The organism is Pseudomonas sp. F8002 (assembly GCF_013385495.1).
Taxonomy (GTDB): domain Bacteria; phylum Pseudomonadota; class Gammaproteobacteria; order Pseudomonadales; family Pseudomonadaceae; genus Aquipseudomonas.
The window spans coordinates 281,876-297,328 of record NZ_JACAPW010000032.1 but is presented as its reverse complement, the minus strand read 5'-3'; the positions used below and the strand labels follow the sequence as shown (position 1 = coordinate 297,328).

General features: G+C 63.2%; 15 protein-coding genes. 10 read left to right on the top strand and 5 right to left on the bottom strand.

What is annotated here, in order from left to right; translation table 11 throughout:
- Nucleotides 1-60: 60 nt before the first annotated feature.
- The 4 genes from cobJ to cobG are packed head-to-tail and all read right to left on the bottom strand — an operon-like array spanning nucleotide 61 to nucleotide 4,352.
- Nucleotides 61-1,701, bottom strand: a complete 1,641-nt coding sequence (cobJ, locus tag HX811_RS23910; RefSeq protein WP_177047637.1) for a precorrin-3B C(17)-methyltransferase — start codon at nucleotides 1,699-1,701, stop codon at nucleotides 61-63.
- The gene (locus HX811_RS23905; protein ID WP_102606178.1) at nucleotides 1,701-2,432 is read right to left on the bottom strand and encodes a precorrin-2 C(20)-methyltransferase; all 732 of its coding nucleotides are present in this window, start codon (nucleotides 2,430-2,432) and stop codon (nucleotides 1,701-1,703) included. The genes cobJ and HX811_RS23905 overlap by 1 nt, the downstream gene beginning before the upstream one ends.
- Nucleotides 2,432-3,058 carry a precorrin-8X methylmutase gene (locus HX811_RS23900; protein ID WP_177047635.1) on the bottom strand — a complete coding sequence of 209 codons (627 nt, stop codon included), beginning with the start codon at nucleotides 3,056-3,058 and terminating at the stop codon, nucleotides 2,432-2,434. The genes HX811_RS23905 and HX811_RS23900 overlap by 1 nt, the downstream gene beginning before the upstream one ends.
- Nucleotides 3,051-4,352 (bottom strand): precorrin-3B synthase, encoded by a 1,302-nt coding sequence (cobG, locus tag HX811_RS23895; protein ID WP_023659365.1) that lies wholly within the window; start codon nucleotides 4,350-4,352, stop codon nucleotides 3,051-3,053. The genes HX811_RS23900 and cobG overlap by 8 nt, the downstream gene beginning before the upstream one ends.
- A gap of 95 nt (nucleotides 4,353-4,447) precedes the next feature.
- On the opposite strand from cobG, the gene cbiE reads away from it, so the two are divergent.
- Together cbiE and HX811_RS23885 are read left to right on the top strand one after the other, a co-directional pair.
- Entirely contained in the window at nucleotides 4,448-5,653 is a 1,206-nt protein-coding gene (gene cbiE, locus HX811_RS23890) for a precorrin-6y C5,15-methyltransferase (decarboxylating) subunit CbiE (RefSeq protein ID WP_177047633.1), read from the top strand.
- Nucleotides 5,650-6,369: a cobalt-precorrin-6A reductase gene (locus HX811_RS23885; protein WP_177047631.1), complete on the top strand. Its 720-nt coding sequence runs from the start codon at nucleotides 5,650-5,652 to the stop codon at nucleotides 6,367-6,369. The genes cbiE and HX811_RS23885 overlap by 4 nt, the downstream gene beginning before the upstream one ends.
- Nucleotides 6,370-6,490: 121 nt before the next feature.
- Here the strand turns inward: HX811_RS23885 and HX811_RS23880 are convergent, their stop codons facing one another.
- Nucleotides 6,491-6,742 (bottom strand): DUF6124 family protein, encoded by a 252-nt coding sequence (locus tag HX811_RS23880; protein ID WP_087693137.1) that lies wholly within the window; start codon nucleotides 6,740-6,742, stop codon nucleotides 6,491-6,493.
- Between the two features lie 644 nt (nucleotides 6,743-7,386).
- Here HX811_RS23880 and HX811_RS23870 point away from each other — a divergent pair.
- From HX811_RS23870 to HX811_RS23835, 8 genes are all read left to right on the top strand, one after another.
- Nucleotides 7,387-7,689: a type II toxin-antitoxin system RelE/ParE family toxin gene (locus HX811_RS23870; protein WP_008439032.1), complete on the top strand. Its 303-nt coding sequence runs from the start codon at nucleotides 7,387-7,389 to the stop codon at nucleotides 7,687-7,689.
- A 3-nt stretch (nucleotides 7,690-7,692) separates the two neighbouring features.
- Nucleotides 7,693-7,980 (top strand): addiction module antidote protein, encoded by a 288-nt coding sequence (locus HX811_RS23865; RefSeq protein ID WP_008439033.1) that lies wholly within the window; start codon nucleotides 7,693-7,695, stop codon nucleotides 7,978-7,980.
- Between the two features lie 97 nt (nucleotides 7,981-8,077).
- Nucleotides 8,078-8,473: a DUF2946 domain-containing protein gene (locus tag HX811_RS23860; RefSeq protein WP_177020780.1), complete on the top strand. Its 396-nt coding sequence runs from the start codon at nucleotides 8,078-8,080 to the stop codon at nucleotides 8,471-8,473.
- A 46-nt stretch (nucleotides 8,474-8,519) separates the two neighbouring features.
- The gene (locus tag HX811_RS23855; RefSeq protein WP_177047629.1) at nucleotides 8,520-9,002 is read left to right on the top strand and encodes a copper chaperone PCu(A)C; all 483 of its coding nucleotides are present in this window, start codon (nucleotides 8,520-8,522) and stop codon (nucleotides 9,000-9,002) included.
- A 64-nt stretch (nucleotides 9,003-9,066) separates the two neighbouring features.
- Nucleotides 9,067-9,438: a DUF2946 domain-containing protein gene (locus HX811_RS23850; protein WP_003217356.1), complete on the top strand. Its 372-nt coding sequence runs from the start codon at nucleotides 9,067-9,069 to the stop codon at nucleotides 9,436-9,438.
- A 93-nt stretch (nucleotides 9,439-9,531) separates the two neighbouring features.
- Nucleotides 9,532-11,604 (top strand): TonB-dependent copper receptor, encoded by a 2,073-nt coding sequence (locus HX811_RS23845; protein ID WP_177047627.1) that lies wholly within the window; start codon nucleotides 9,532-9,534, stop codon nucleotides 11,602-11,604.
- Nucleotides 11,605-11,720: 116 nt separating this feature from the next.
- Nucleotides 11,721-13,103, top strand: a complete 1,383-nt coding sequence (locus tag HX811_RS23840; RefSeq protein ID WP_177047625.1) for a PepSY domain-containing protein — start codon at nucleotides 11,721-11,723, stop codon at nucleotides 13,101-13,103.
- A gap of 152 nt (nucleotides 13,104-13,255) precedes the next feature.
- The gene (locus HX811_RS23835; protein WP_177047624.1) at nucleotides 13,256-15,361 is read left to right on the top strand and encodes a TonB-dependent siderophore receptor; all 2,106 of its coding nucleotides are present in this window, start codon (nucleotides 13,256-13,258) and stop codon (nucleotides 15,359-15,361) included.
- Nucleotides 15,362-15,453: the final 92 nt, after the last annotated feature.

Below are 15,453 nucleotides of genomic sequence, written 5' to 3'. Positions count from 1 at the left end.
CCTTTCCGGCATCAATGACTGACGTTTCAAGGCGGCCCCATGGCGGGGCCGCCGTTGTTTTCAGGAGGCGGGTTTCTCGCCGTACCAACGTGGCGTGTAGACCCACTCGCCACCACCTGCCCGCGCAAAGACGCAGGTGGTGGACGAACCGATCAGCACCATGGTGCGCATGTCCACCTGCTCCGGCGTCAGTTGCCCCAGGGTGGTGACTCGCAGGGTCTGGCCCGGGCGACCGATGTCACGGCCCAAGACCACCGGTGTTTCAGGCGTGCGGTGCTGCGCGACGATTTCCAGGGCGCGTCCCAACTGCCAGGGCCGCGCACGGGAAATCGGGTTATAGAACGCCAGCGCCAGGTCGGCCTGGGACGCCAGGTCCAGGCGCTTCTCGATGATCGACCAGGGTTTGAGGTTGTCCGACAGTGACATCACACAGAAGTCATGCCCCAGCGGGGCACCTGCCTGGGCCGCCGTGGCGAGGGATGCCGACACGCCCGGCAAAATCTCCAGGTCGACCTGATGCCAGGCCGGGTCGCTGGACTCGTGCAAGGCTTCGATCACCGCGGCGGCCATGGCAAATACACCGGGGTCACCCGAAGACACCACCACCACCGAACGCCCCTGCGCCGCCAGCTCAAAGGCATGACGCGCGCGCTGCATCTCTTCGCGATTGTCGGTGCAATGCTGGATCTGGTCCGCGCGGAACGGCCCGGCCATGCGCACATAGGTTTCGTAACCCAGCACGTCAGTGCAGCGGGCCAGCTCGGCTTTTACTGCCGGTACCATCAGTTCGGCAGCGCCGGGGCCCAGACCGATCACCGCGAGGCGGCCACGGGGACGACCGATCAGGGACAGGTCCAGAGGAGCCTCGGCCACCGTGATCGCGATGTCCGCCTGAGGCGCCAGATCGGCGAAGCGCAATGGCACGCCCAGCTCCAACGCCGCTTCGTGCAATGACGAATCGGCCATCTCCGTTTCAGCCGCCAGCAGGCAAGCCAGGGACTGCACGGCGAGCCCGGCACCCTGCAACGCCGCACGAATTCGCCCGGCCAGTTGCGGCCCCGGCTGGCAGGTAACCAACACCGTCTTCGGATAAATCAGCAACTCATTGGCCGCAGGTGTGCGCTCGGCACTGCCGACGTGAATCGCCAGGCGCGCCTGTTGATCCTGGGGCAAATTGGCCTGATCCAGCCACGGCGCCGCGCCTTCGATGCGTACTGATTCGCCAGCCAGCAAATCCGAGACAAAGCGTTTGCCCAGTTCCAGATCCCCCAGCTGATAACCATGGGGCGGGTTAAGCAGGCAGGTACCAAAACGCAGCTCGCCACTGGTGGTGATCGCGGCGGCAACGTCCAGGGCCGCGGCGATTTCCCGCGCCATCACGTTCACGCCACCGAGGCCACCGAGCAACGGCACCACCGCGCTGCCGTCTTCGGCGACGGCCAGCACAGCAGGCTCGATGCCCTTCTCCAGCAACAGCGGCGCCAGGGTGCGGATCACAATCCCGGCGGCACACAGGGCGATGATCGGCGTGCCCTGTTGATACAACTGGCGCACTGTGGCGCCGAATTCGTTATAGGCCTGATCTGCGCCCTCGACCCGCCCGGCCAGGCCGTGGATCAGTGCGTCGGGATACACCTGCTGGATAGCGCGGGCCGTGGCGAGGCTGCCCTGCCCCAGGATGACAATCGCGGGAGCCGTCATCAGCCTTGCCACCTTTCACCGGGAACGATGATCAACGAGAAATACGGCGAGGACGTCGGATCGACCTGATCCAGAGCGACGATTTTCTGATTGGCCATGGTCGCGCGCTCGACGTACAACGCCCGGCTCGCCAATCCCAATTCTTCCAGTACCTGACGCACCTTGGTGAAGTTGCGTCCCAGCTTCATGATCACCGCCGCGTCGGCATCCGCCAGGCGACGCTTGAGTTCGTCATGGGGCAGCACGCCGGAAAGCACCGACAGGCTCTGGTTGCGGTACACCAACGGTGCGCCCAGTACAGAGGCGCCACCGAGCATCGAGCACACACCCGGGATCACCTGGGCTTCGTAGCGCTCGGCCAGGCGGTCGTGCAAATACATGTAGGAGCCGTAGAAGAACGGGTCGCCTTCACAGATCACCGCCACATCGCGCCCCGCGTCCAGGTGTGCCGCAACGTCGACACTGGCGGCGTCGTAGAAATCGCTGATCACTTGCTCGTAGGACAGCGGCGCCGGCAACACTTCAGTGGTCACCGGGTACACTAGCGGCATCAGGGTTTGCTGCGGCACCAAATGGTCTTCGATGATGCCGAAGGCGTTGCCCTTCTTGCCCTTGGCCACGAAGTACGCCACCACCGGCGATTCGCGCAGCAGGCGCAGGGCTTTGAGGGTAATCAGTTCCGGATCGCCGGGGCCTACGCCCAGGCCAATCAAACGTCCGCGTGCCGGCATCATTCGACCTCCGTGGCCAAGGCGTTGACCGCGGCGGCGGCCATCGCACTGCCGCCGAGGCGGCCCTGCATGATCACGAACGGTACGCCGCGGCTGTCTGCCGCCAGCATCGCCTTGGATTCGGCGGCGCCGACAAAGCCCACCGGGAACCCGAGGATCAGTGCAGGTTTTGGCGCGCCGGCGTCGAGCATTTCCAGCAGGTAAAACAGCGCTGTCGGCGCATTGCCGATCACCACCACACTGCCTTCCAGGTGCGGGCGCCACAGCTCCAGGGCGGCGGCGGAACGGGTGTTGCCCAGCTCGCGGGCCAACGCCGGCACGCTGTCGTCGCGCAGGGTGCAGATCACCTGATTGTTGGCCGGCAGGCGCGTACGGGTCACGCCTTCGGAGACCATCCGCGCATCACACAGGATCGGCGCGCCAGCGGCCAGGGCTTCGCGCCCGGCCTTGCCGGCATCTTCGGAAAATTGCAGGCCGTCGATGGCGTCGACCATGCCGCAGGCATGAATCACCCGCACCGCGAGTTTTTCCAGGTCGGCAGGGATGCGATCAAGCCGGGCTTCTGCGCGAATGATCGCGAAGGAGTTGCGATAGATCTCCTGACCGTCGCGGATGTAATCAATCATCGGTGTTGCTCCGTGGGTGAGCGCGCAACAAGGCGCCCGCCGCTTCAATAGAAAGAGTGCGCGCGTGCAGGCGGCCGAAACCGGGCAGGCCTGCGTCGCGAAAATAGAGGTCGTAGTGGCCGGGGCTTACCGCCAGCAGGGTGACCGGCGCGGTGTGTGCGGCCGCGCAGGAACGCGGGCAGCCGGACAGGTGCACGCTGTGGCCGGGCGCAAGCGCAGCCAGTTGCACGGCGTCGGCCTTGGTGTCGGACAGGCCTTTGGCGCAACCGCCGGCGCCGGTGCAGGCGATCATCCGTGCGAGGGGTTGGTCCACCGAACACAAAAAGCCAAGCTGTTCGAGGCGTTCGGTGACAGCCGCCGCATCCTGGATATTGGGCAGCAGCAGGCCTTGCCATGGCGTGACACGCAAGGTGGCGTCGCCATGGTCGACGGCCAGTTGCGCAGCGCCCCTGAGCATCGCCGAATCCAGGCGGCCCAAGGGTGCGACGGCGGCGACGTAGACCTGGTTTTTTTGGCGCTGTGGATAACTTCCCAGGTGCAGCGGCGCGGGGTTGGAGTGCCTGGAAAAGCCATCAACCGGCTGCAATGGCATATTCAGCTGCCGCAAAAAGTTATCCACAGCGGTTTCAGCCAGCAGGTGGCGCATGCGGGTTTGATCAGGCCGGGCCAGTTCAAGGAACCGCTCCAGCACCGCCACCACCAGTGCATGCCCTTGCGCCAAAGGTACCGCCGCCAAGGGCGCATCCCGCGCCGGGCAGCCTGCCAGGCCGAATGCCAACAGCGTGTTGCCATTGGCATCGAAGGCTGACAGCCACAGGTCGTGATGATGCTCAAGCATCGCCAGGGCTTCACCGCCGTCCAGTTGCACGGCGAACTTGGCCGACAGCTCATGGAAACGCGGGTGGGTTTCCAGGGTGGTGAGGATCTGGTCGGCCAACGGTCGGGTATCGAACAGCATCTCGCGGTCAATGCCGGCACTGGGGCTGAGCATCAGGTTGCGCACATCATCACCGGCGGCACGCTTGGGGCCCAGGTCGGCGGCCAGCAAGGCGGCGATCAATGCATCCTGTTCGGCGCCGATCCCGCGAATCTGCAGGTTGGCGCGGTTGGTCGCCTCGATCACCCCGCCGGCATGGGCCTGGGCGGCGTCGGCCACGGCAAACGCCTGCTCGGCGCGGATCGAACCGCCCGCTAGTTTGATCCGGCAAATCCCGCCATCCAACGCCTGGACAATACGCAGCAACCCCGGACAGGCCGAGGGGCGCAAGGTATTGGACGGTGGTATTGGTTTCACGGGGCTACCGGTTCACGGGTAAAGGCGCGGTATTATGCCTGCTTTGTCCGGCGGCATGAAAAGCCTGCCCGTCGGATGTCGTTCAAGGAATTCATATGTCGCCCTGGCTGACGGTAGTAGGCATCGGTGAAGACGGCTTCAAGGGCCTGGGCAGAAACGCCCGGCACGCCCTGTTGCGCGCCTCGCGCATTATTGGCGGGCAACGCCAGCTGGACTTGTTGCCGGTGTGCATCCGTGGCGAACGCCAGGTGTGGCCCAGCCCGTTTTCCCTGGAGCCGGTGCTGGCCAGGCGTGGTGAAGCGGTGTGCGTGCTGGCCAGCGGCGACCCGATGTTCTATGGCGTGGGTGCGAGCCTGGCGCGGCAGGTGCCGGCGGATGAGCTGCTGATTCTGCCGGCGCCCTCTTCCGTGTCCCTGGCGGCGGCGCGTCTGGGCTGGCCGTTGCAAGAGGTAGTGACGCTGTCGGTGGTTGCCCGGCCGATGGCGGCGCTGAATGCGCATCTGGCCAGCGGCGTGCGTTTGCTGGTGCTGAGCAATGACGGCCAGAGCCCGGCGGCGATTGCCACACAATTGGCCGAGCGCGGGTTTGGCGCAAGTCGCCTGAGTGTGTTTGAACACCTCGGCGGGCCGGATGAGCGCCGCATCGACGGCATCGCCCGGGATTGGCCTGGCGAACCGATTGCCGCGTTGAATCTGCTGGCCATCGACTGCGTGGCCGACGCCAACACAGCGCGCCTGTCACGCCTGGCAGGGCTGCCGGACTCGGCCTTCAGGCACGACGGCCAACTGACCAAGCGCGACGTGCGCGCCATGACCCTCGCCCGCCTCGCGCCGATGCCCGGTGAACTGCTGTGGGACGTGGGCGCGGGCAGCGGCTCCATCGGGATCGAATGGATGCGCGCCCACCCCAGCTGCCGAGCGCTGGCGATCGAAGCCGATAAAGGCCGGCAACTGTTGATCGAACATAACCGTGATGCACTCGGCGTCCCAGGCCTGCAGTTGATTCGCGGCACCGCGCCCCACGCCCTGAACGGGCTGGAAGCGCCCGACGCCATCTTCATCGGCGGCGGCGTCACCCGCGACGGCGTGCTCGACACTTGCTGGCAACACCTGCGTCCGGGCGGCCGGCTGGTGGCCAACGCCGTGACCCTGCAAAGTGAAATGACCCTGATGGCCTGGCGCGAACAACACGGCGGCGAGCTGACCCGCATTCATGTGGCCCAGGCCCAGCCACTGGGGGACTTTGATACCTGGCGCCAGGCGCTGCCGATCACCCTGCTGGAAGTGATCAAGCCGCTATGAAACGCATCCTGCTGTTGGGCGGCGTGACGGAAGCCCTGGCCATCGCCCGCACACTGGGGCCCGAGCATATCTACAGCCTGGCGGGTGTTGGCCGCGTTCCCACCGACCTTACGTGCCAGGTGCGCGTCGGTGGCTATGGCGGCGCGGAAGGTTTGGCGCAGTTCATTCGCGATGAAGGTATCGAGCTGGTGCTGGACGCGACCCATCCGTATGCCGCACAGATCAGCGCCAACGCCGCCCGTGCCGCAGGTTTATGCAACATTCCCTGCTGGGCCCTGCGCCGCCCGGCGTGGCAGCCACAGGCCGGTGATGACTGGCGCGAAGTCAGTGACTGGGCGGAGTTGATTGAAGCCCTGAAACCCTTCAAGCGACCACTGTTCACGCTGGGCCGGGAACCGTTGCAACACCTCGACGAAATCCCCGCCGAGCAGTTCTGGACACTGCGCGCACTGGATGTGTACCCCGGCAATGAGCGCTGCGAAGTGATTGGCGCCCGTGGGCCGTTTTTGATCGAGGATGAGCGGGCATTGTTTGAGCGGCGGCAGATTGATGTGCTGATCAGCAAGAACAGCGGCAGCACGGCTACCGAGCCGAAGCTGGAAGTGGCGCGGGAGCGGGGGGTGCCGGTGTTGGTGTTGAGGCGGCCGGTGTTGGCGCAGGTGGATAGGGCATTCACGACAGTCAACTCGGTACTGGAAGCATTCCAGTCTGTATGACGCAACACGAAACAAAGGTGGGAGCTGGCTTGCCTGCGATGCAAACGACACGGTCATTCAGATACACCGCGGCGATGCTATCGCAGGCAAGCCAGCTCCCACACTAACCTGCGTCGCGCTGTTAGCTCCTCGCGGCAGCCGTCTGTCCGGCTGCATCGTGCACCCGATCAGCCAGTAACTCCGCCAGCTCGATCAACTGAGCGACGCCCAACAACTCCTCTCGCTTCGATCCTTCCAGGCTAAACGCCAAGTCGCAACTCAGCGCATTGGCCGAGGCGAGTGTTTCAATGAGGTTGACCAACAGGTCTTCGGTGCTGATTCCGTCGGCTACGGTGAACAGCCGAAAAGGGGGATTGGGGGTAGGTTTAATCATTGTGAAGCTCCGGAGAAGTACAAAGGAGCTACCACTGATCGCCGCGATGCGATGGGGGTGGTAGCTGAACGCGGGTTCGCGGACCGGCTCTCCAGAACACCGGCATACCCGAAGGTATCCCGCGCACAGCCACCATAGCGCCGCACAGTAGACGATAAAAAAGCGCCAACTGAAAGGACACGATGACGCTTTTGCGTCTGAAGAAATCCGGGCCGCGACGCCCGACCACTGAGTTTGCAGTGGTGTTCGGAGACTAGAGATTGAGTTTCCTAGAGACAACCGCCAATCACTGTCGGAAATTTCTGTGGAGGGCCTCCACATTCGAATCGAACACAATCCAAACTGTGGGAGCTGGCTTGCCTGCGATAGCATCACCTCGTTCCAGCAGGAAGACCGAGTCGCCTGTATCGCAAGGTGCAATGACCTCATAGGAAAGCGCCTCAATCATCGACATCCTTTTGACAACCTCGCTTTAAAAACTGATTCGCCTTACACCCCCCTCCGAACCAGCCGGCTGGTTCAGCCAAAAGCCCTCGCCCTAAGCTCCCCTCCCGCAGTTTTGCACCAGAGTCTGCGATGGGGATGCACTGCTTTTGCGGAGCATCGTGACTTGTCATTCTGTATCCCAAGGAATACGATCCAAGATGATTCACTTCAAGAAATCCAAGCATTTCCTGGAGTGGCTTGATTCGTTAAACAATAAACCGGCCCGTGCACGCGTACTGGCAAGGTTGAATAACGCACAATCAGGCAACTTCGGAGACTGTGAGACAGTAGGAAATGGCGTTTCGGAAATGCGCATCCACTACGGTCCTGGATACCGGGTTTATTTCACTCGTAGAGAGGAGGTGGTTTACCTGTTGTTGATAGGCGGCGATAAATCAACGCAGAAACGCGATATCCAGCGCGCTAAGCAAATTGCAGCAGACTTTGAAAAAAAGGAGTAAGCCATGACTGAATTTACAGACTTCGACATAGCGGAACACCTCAAGACTCCTGAAGATATGGCCGAGTATCTTGAAGCGTGCTTCGAGGAGGATGCCGGTGACGGACTGCTTATTCGTTCAGCCCTCAACAACATCGCCCGCGCCCAAGGCATGACTCAAGTAGCCCGCGACGCAGGCCTCGGACGCGAAAGTTTATATAAAGCCCTCTCCAGCACTGGCAATCCCGAGTTCGCGACTATCATGAAGGTCATGAAAGCGCTCGGCCTGAAGCTGCACGCCACAGCTGGTTGATAGCACTGCGACACCAAACCACACCGCCCCTTTTTACTTATCCTCCCCGATCAGGCTAAATACCCACCTGATCGCTTAACCCTACGGATTGTCCGCCATGGCCCGTCAACGCTTTGCAATTGCCTGGATCGCCTGCCTTGCAGTGCTGTTCAACGCCTTTGCCATGCCGCTGGCGAGTGCGATGCAGCAGGCGGATGACCCGGTCAAGCAATTGCTGTGGGGCAGTTTCTGCTCCTCCAACGGCACGAAACTGACAGCCATTGCCCTGGGCAAGCTGGAGATACCGGCGCCGCAGCAGGACGATCACTCCACCATGCAGCATTGCTGGTGCTGCTCCGGCTCGGCACCTCTGGTCGCGCTGCCTGGGCACACACCCAGCCTGTTCTTTGCTCGATTCGACGCGGTGCAAGACCTGCCGCCGCCGTCATTGCAATCCCCCACCCCGCGCCAGCAATGGCCGAGCCTCAACCCCCGCGCCTCTCCAACGGTCTGATTTCTTCGCAAGTGAACTGCGTTTAGAACCGTTCTGGAGAACTGCCATGCTCAAATCTTCCCTGCTTCTGGCTGCGTTGTTGCTGCCGGTGTGTGCTGCCGCCAATGCCGAAGACTTCAAGGTCGGCGAACTGGAGGTCAGCGAACCCTGGTCCCAGGAACTGCCGCCCAATGCGCCGACCGTCGCGGCGTATTTCGTGATTCATAACCAGGGCGAGCATGCGGATCGCTTGCTCAGCGTCGACACGCCCGTGGCCGCCAAGGCCGAACTGCATGAGCATGTGATGCAGGGCGATCTGATGAAGATGCAGCAGGTGACCAGCGTCGCGGTGCCGGCCAAAGGTGACCTGACGTTCGCGCCCATGGCCTACCACGTGATGCTGCTGGACCTGAAGGACCGCAGCGTTTTGCGCGACGGCCAGCATTTCCCGCTGACCCTGAACTTTGAAAAGGCCGGGCCAGTGAAGGTGGAAGTGTCAGTGCAGAAGCAGCCGCCCATGGCCGGCCACGAACACATGCACGCCCAATAGATAAACCTCGATGGGCGCCCCACGCGCCAGGTTGTCCCCGCACCGCCGTAAGCCTGTAGGCCTTATGCGCGGCAGCTGGATCAGCCTGTTCGCCATGCTGATGATCTTTATCGGTCCGCTGATTTCCCAAGCGATGCCGATGGATCATCACGCCGGCATGTCGATGGAAATGTCCATGGACGCGCCGAGCTGCCATGGCGCCGCCAAGCCTGCGACCGATCACCACAAAGCACCCGACGAACACCACGTGCTCTGGGAAAAGTGCGGCTATTGCAGCCTGCTCTTCAGTTGCCCGGCGCTGCCTGGCAGCGTGTCGTTTGTCACCCTCGGCAGCCCGCCGCCCGCCAACGCCCTGACCCCCGCCCCACGCCTGGGCCATGCCCGGCAAACCGTGTTCCCCGGCGCCCGCAGCCGCGCCCCGCCCATCATCGCGTAAGCACTTCACACCGTTACTTCACCCCGGCCGACTTTAGACAGACAGCCGCAGGCTGCTGGCCGTGTTGTTTACGAATGAATGATGGAATTTTTCATGTCCAGGTTTTCTGCTGACACCCGTTTGGGATGTACTCCCGTTTTCGCCGTTCTGTGTGGCGCGCTGCTGGTTCCTCAGGTCCACGCCGACGAGCCTGTCGACCAGAACGAACTGAGCCCGACGGTGATCACCGCCATTGCCCCCAGCTCACCACTGACCGTCGTCACCAACCCGAAAGACCCGCGCCAACCGGTGCCCGCCAGCGATGGCGGCGACTACCTCAAGACCATCCCCGGCTTCGCCCTGGTGCGCAACGGCGGCACCAACGGCGACCCGGTGCTGCGGGGCATGTTCGGCTCACGCCTGAACATCCTCACCAACGGCAGCATGATGCTCGGCGCCTGCCCCGGCCGGATGGATGCGCCCACCTCCTATATCTCACCGGAAACCTACGACAAGCTCACCGTGATCAAAGGCCCGCAAACCGTGCTCTGGGGCCCGGGCGCTTCAGCCGGCACGGTCCTGTTCGAGCGCGAGCCCGAGCAATTCGGCGAGCTGGGCACGCGGGTCAACGCCAGCATCCTGGCGGGCTCCAACGGGCGTTTCGACAAAGTCGTCGACGCAGCAGCCGGCGGGCCGCTGGGTTATGTGCGGGTGATCGGCAACCAGGCCCACGCCGATGACTACAAGGACGGCAACAACGACACCGTCGCCTCGCGCTACGACAAGTGGAACGGCGACGTGGCCGTGGGCTGGACCCCGGACGCCGACACCCTGCTGGAACTCACCGCCGGCCGTGGCGATGGCGAAGCCCGCTACGCCGGGCGTGGCATGGACGGTTCGCAGTTTTTGCGCGAGAGCCTCGGATTGCGCTTCGAGAAATCGAACATCGGCGAGGTGCTGGATAAGGTCGAAGCGCAGGTCTACTACAACTACGCCGACCACGTGATGGACAACTACACCCTGCGCGTCCCGTCGGGCACCGGGATGATGGCCGGGCCCATGGCGGCCAACGTCGACCGCCGCACCCTCGGCGCCCGTATCAAGGCCACCTGGCGCTGGGCCGATGTGCAGTTGATCAGCGGCATTGATGCACAAACCAACGAACACCGCGAACGCAGCGCCATGGGCGTCGACACCTACAAGGACCTGCCCCGCAGCAAGGACGCCAACTTCCACAACTACGGGGTGTTCGGCGAACTGACCTGGTACGCCGCCGACCGCGACCGGCTGATCACCGGCGCCCGCGTCGACCGCGCCTCGGCCAAGGATTTCCGGCAAACCATCAGCTCCGGGATGATGAGCAGCCCCAACCCCACCGCCGGTAAAACCCGCGCCGATACGCTGCCGTCGGGCTTTGTGCGCTACGAGCACGATCTGGCGGACAGCCCTGCCACCCTGTACGCAGGGCTTGGGCATTCGGAGCGTTTCCCTGATTACTGGGAGCTGTTTTCTCCCGACACCGGGTCGGTCGGTTCCGTGAATGCCTTCGACGGTGTGAAGCCTGAAAAAACCACCCAGCTGGATTTCGGCCTGCAATACAAATCCGCCGATCTCGATGCCTGGGCCTCGGGCTACGTCGGCCAGGTGCGTGATTTCATCCTGTTCGACTACCAGCCGGGAATGATGGGCACCACCTCCCAGGCGCGCAATGTGGACGCGCGAATCATGGGCGGTGAATTGGGCGCAGCCTACAAGCTGACCGCCAACTGGAAGGCCGATGCCACCTTCGCCTACGCCTGGGGCAAGAACACCAGCGACGGCAAACCGCTGCCGCAGATCCCACCGTTGGATGCGCGCTTCGGGCTCACCTACAGCCAGGACGACTGGAGCGCCGGCGCCTTGTGGCGGGTGGTCGCGGCGCAAAACCGCATCGACCAGAACAAGGGCAACGTGGTGGGCAAGGACTTCGACAAAAGCTCGGGGTTTGGCGTGTTTTCGCTGAACGCGGCGTATCGCATCAACAAGAATTTCAAGGTCAGCACCGGCGTCGACAACCTGTTCGGCAAGGCGTACGCCGAGCACCTGAACCTGGCCGGCAACGCCGGGTTCGGCTACCCGGCCAATGACCCGCAAGCCATCAAGGAACCGGGGCGCACGCTCTGGACCAAGGTGGACATGAGCTTCTAAGCGCATCGCAGGCAAGCCAGCTCCCACAGTTGCAATGCATTCCCCTGTGGGAGCGGGCTTGCCCGCGATGGCGTCCTCGATAACACAAAAAATCCAAGCCTTTGCGGAGCACCCTGATGAACCCACCGAAGATTTCCTTCTACAACCTGGCCTGGCGCTGGCATTTCTACGCCGGGCTGTTTGTCGCGCCGTTCATGGTGCTGCTGGCCCTGACCGGCATCATCTACCTGTTCAAACCCCAACTCGACCCGCTGATGTACGGCAACCTGCTGACCGTGCAAAGCGCCGAACACGCGCTGAGTGCCGACGAGCAACTGCAACGTGCCCAGGCTGCCTATCCACAAGGCAAGATCAGCAAGTACCTGCCACCTGCCGACGCCACCAGCAGCGCGCAATTCGTGATGCACAACGACGGGCGCGAAGTGACTGTATTCGTCGACCCGTATCGCGGCACCGTGCTCGGCGAACAGGACGCCAAGTACAACCTGCAAGCCATCGCCCGCGCGCTGCATGGCGAGTTGATGATCGGCACCGTCGGTGATCGCCTGGTGGAACTGGCCGCCGGCTGGGGCGTGATGCTGGTGATTTCGGGCGTGTATCTGTGGTGGCCGCGAGGCAAGTCGGCGGCGGGCATTCTGTGGCCGCGGCTGGGCAGTCGCGGTCGCTTGTTCTGGCGCGATCTGCACGCGGTCGCCGGTTTCTGGGGCGCGGCGTTCCTGCTGGTGATGCTCCTCAGCGGCATGACCTGGACCGGCTTCTGGGGCAAGCAATACGCCGAGCTGTGGAATAAATTCCCGTCGGCCATGTGGAACAACGTGCCGCAGTCCGACCAGCAGGCCCGCAGCCTCAACACCGCGAGCCAACAGACCGTGCCGTGGGCCATGGAAAACACGCCGATGCCGATGTCTGGCGAGCATGCCGAGCACATGAAGCACGCCGGCATGAGCCAGGGCCCGGCAGCCCCGAGTATCCGCCTGCAACAGGTGGTCGACCTCGCCAACTCACGCAAGGTCGAGCCCGGCTACAGCATCACCTTCCCCACCACTGCCGAAGGCGTGTTCACCCTCGCGGTGTTCGCCAACGACCCGCGCAATGACGCCACCCTGCATGTGGACCAATACACCGGCAAGGTCCTGGCCGATGTGCGCTGGGAGCACTACAACAGCGTGGCGCGGGTTACCGAATCGGGCGTGATGCTGCACGAAGGCAAGATGTTTGGCGTGGTCAATCAGATCATCGTGCTGCTGATTTGCCTGATGATCCTGCTCAGCGCCGTCAGCGGTGTGGTGATCTGGTGGAAGCGTCGGCCGCAGGGCAGCCTGGGGGTTCCACCGTTGCGCCATGACCTGCCGAAATGGAAAACCGCGATGGCGATCATGCTCGGGCTGGCGATTGTCTTTCCGCTGGTGGGCGCCTCGCTGATCGTGGTCTGGGCACTGGATCGCCTGGTGCTTTCACGGTGGTTTGGCCAACGTGAATCTGCTTCAGGTTCAGCGTGAAACAGACGAGATGCCCTACCTAGAGGCGTTATGTAGTCTTACGCGGGCTTTCGCCCACGCAGCACAAAGTGTTATGTTGTAACACTTAATGTGTTCTCCCACTCGCCGCGCCCTGCGGCGAGTACCGTCTCGAAGAAGCGATTTATCGTCCGATGAACAAGTACCTTGCGTCCGGCCTGTGCCTGCTCGCCCTGCAAAACACTGCCCAGGCCCTGACGCTTCCCGCCAGTGCCGTCTCAGCCCCCGCCGTCGACGACGAGCGCGTCGACCTGCAAACCCCGACCACCGCAGGTTCACGCCTGAACCTCACGGCCCTGCAAACCCCGGGCAGCGTTGAAAGCCAGACCGGCAAGCAGATTCGCGCCCGGGGCGATGCCACGGTGCAGGACGCGATTTCCCGGGCCACCGGCATCAGCCGCACCGGCACGCCGGGCGACGGTGGTACCTCGTTGTCGGCACGCGGGTTCACCGGCCAGAGCTCGGTGCTGCAGTTGTACGACGGCGCGCGCATGTTCGATGGCGCGGGCACTTCCACCTTCCCGGTGGACACCTGGTCCGTTGAGCGGGTGGACGTACTGCGCGGCCCGGCCTCGGTGATGTACGGCCAGGGCGCCACCGGCGCGGTGATCAACACCATCGCGAAGAAACCCTTCGAAGGCGAGATCGAAAACCATATCCGCCTGGGCTACGGCTCCTATGACCGCCAGCAGCAAGCCCTCGACAGCGGCGGCTCGCTGACCGACACCCTGAGCTACCGCCTGAACATCAACCGCCTGCGCAGCAACGGTTTCATCGACCGCGGCGAGTCCGGCAGTGACTTCGTCAGCGGCGCCCTGCGCTGGCAGGCGGCGGACAACCTGAGCTTCACCCTGGCCACCGACTACGGCGACCAGACCCCGCAAAACGACTACGGCACACCGCTGATCAACGGCCAGTTGCACAAGGGCCTGCGGGACAAGAACTACAACGTCAGCAACGATATCCAGCACTACAACGACCAGTGGACGCGCCTGACCAGCGAGTGGCAGATCAACGACAACGTCACCGCCACCAACGAACTGTCCTACCTGAAAAACCAGCGGCGCTGGCAGAACGCCGAGAGCTACAACTACGTCGACGGCGGCCTGGTGCGCCAGAGCTACCTGGGCATCAAGCACAACCAGGAACAGGTGGGCGACCGCCAGACCTTCACTTTCAAGCACACGCTGTTCGGCCTCGACAGCCAGACGGTGACGGGGGTGGAGTACAACCGCATTCGCTTTCGCCTGGCCAGCAACTCGCCGTTCGATGACCTGACGAACGCCGGCCAACCGGTGGACATCAACCACCCGGTACCGCAGCCGTTTGAAAGCGCCAGCCCCTTCGTCCCGCAGTCCGTCAGCACCACCAAACAGCTGGCCGCGTTCGCCGAAAACCGCCTGCAACTGACCGATAAACTGTCGCTGATCACCGGCGTGCGCCGCGATTACCTGCACATCGACAGTGACTCCCTGGTGGATGGCAGCGACTCCAACAAAACCTTTACCGGCAACAACTGGAAAGCCGGCCTGGTCTACGCGATCACCCCGGACACCTCGGTCTACGGCCAATACGCCACCAGCACTGACGGCGTTGGCAGCCTGATCACCCTGAGCCCGAGCCAGCAGCAGTTCGGCCTGTCCACCGCCAAGCAAACCGAGATCGGCCTCAAGCAGGCGTTCTGGGATTCCCGTGGTGAATGGACCCTGGCGGCCTACCACATCGTCAAAAAGAAACTGTTGGTGAGCGTTCCAGGCACCACCCTCAAGGAACAAGTCGGCCAGCAATCCTCCAACGGCCTGGAAGCCAGCCTCGACCTGCAACTGCCCGATGCCTGGCAACTGCAAGCCAACGCTGCGATCGTGCGGGCGCAGTACGACGACTTCTCCGAAGTGGTCAACGGCCAGTCCGTGTCCCGCGACGGTAACCGCCCCACCGACGTGCCGCGTCGCACCGCCAACCTGTGGCTGAGCAAGGCCATCACTGACGACGTGCGTGCCGGTGCGGGCGTGCGTTATGTAGACTCGCGTTTCGCCAACACCGCCAACACCAGCGAAGTGCCGAGCTACACCGTGGTCGACGCCAGCGTTTCATGGAAAGCCATGCGCAACACGACATTGGGCCTGCAATTGAATAACCTGTTCGACCGCACTTACGCCGTCAGCCAATACAACGACGGCCAGCAATGGATCCTGGGCGAGCCGCGCTCGTTCTTCGTGACGGCGGACTACACCTTCTAACTGAACGCAACACTGTCCAAATGTGGGAGCGGGCTTGCTCGCGAATGCGGTGTGTCAGGCACTGCATCTGTTACTGATCCACCGCTTTCGCG

Excerpts from the sequence above, each read along its gene's own strand:
- HX811_RS23900 (WP_177047635.1), bottom strand. The coding sequence starts at position 3,058 with ATGATTGATTACATCCGCGACGGTCAGGAGATCTATCGCAACTCCTTC.
- HX811_RS23905 (WP_102606178.1), bottom strand. The coding sequence starts at position 2,432 with ATGCCGGCACGCGGACGTTTGATTGGCCTGGGCGTAGGCCCCGGCGAT.
- HX811_RS23880 (WP_087693137.1), bottom strand. The coding sequence starts at position 6,742 with ATGATTAAACCTACCCCCAATCCCCCTTTTCGGCTGTTCACCGTAGCC.
- HX811_RS23855 (WP_177047629.1), top strand. The coding sequence starts at position 8,520 with ATGCTCAAATCTTCCCTGCTTCTGGCTGCGTTGTTGCTGCCGGTGTGT.
- HX811_RS23870 (WP_008439032.1), top strand. The coding sequence starts at position 7,387 with ATGATTCACTTCAAGAAATCCAAGCATTTCCTGGAGTGGCTTGATTCG.
- cobJ (WP_177047637.1), bottom strand. The coding sequence starts at position 1,701 with ATGACGGCTCCCGCGATTGTCATCCTGGGGCAGGGCAGCCTCGCCACG.
- HX811_RS23865 (WP_008439033.1), top strand. The coding sequence starts at position 7,693 with ATGACTGAATTTACAGACTTCGACATAGCGGAACACCTCAAGACTCCT.
- HX811_RS23845 (WP_177047627.1), top strand. The coding sequence starts at position 9,532 with ATGTCCAGGTTTTCTGCTGACACCCGTTTGGGATGTACTCCCGTTTTC.
- HX811_RS23850 (WP_003217356.1), top strand. The coding sequence starts at position 9,067 with ATGCGCGGCAGCTGGATCAGCCTGTTCGCCATGCTGATGATCTTTATC.
- HX811_RS23835 (WP_177047624.1), top strand. The coding sequence starts at position 13,256 with ATGAACAAGTACCTTGCGTCCGGCCTGTGCCTGCTCGCCCTGCAAAAC.
- HX811_RS23840 (WP_177047625.1), top strand. The coding sequence starts at position 11,721 with ATGAACCCACCGAAGATTTCCTTCTACAACCTGGCCTGGCGCTGGCAT.
- HX811_RS23860 (WP_177020780.1), top strand. The coding sequence starts at position 8,078 with ATGGCCCGTCAACGCTTTGCAATTGCCTGGATCGCCTGCCTTGCAGTG.
- HX811_RS23885 (WP_177047631.1), top strand. The coding sequence starts at position 5,650 with ATGAAACGCATCCTGCTGTTGGGCGGCGTGACGGAAGCCCTGGCCATC.
- cbiE (WP_177047633.1), top strand. The coding sequence starts at position 4,448 with ATGTCGCCCTGGCTGACGGTAGTAGGCATCGGTGAAGACGGCTTCAAG.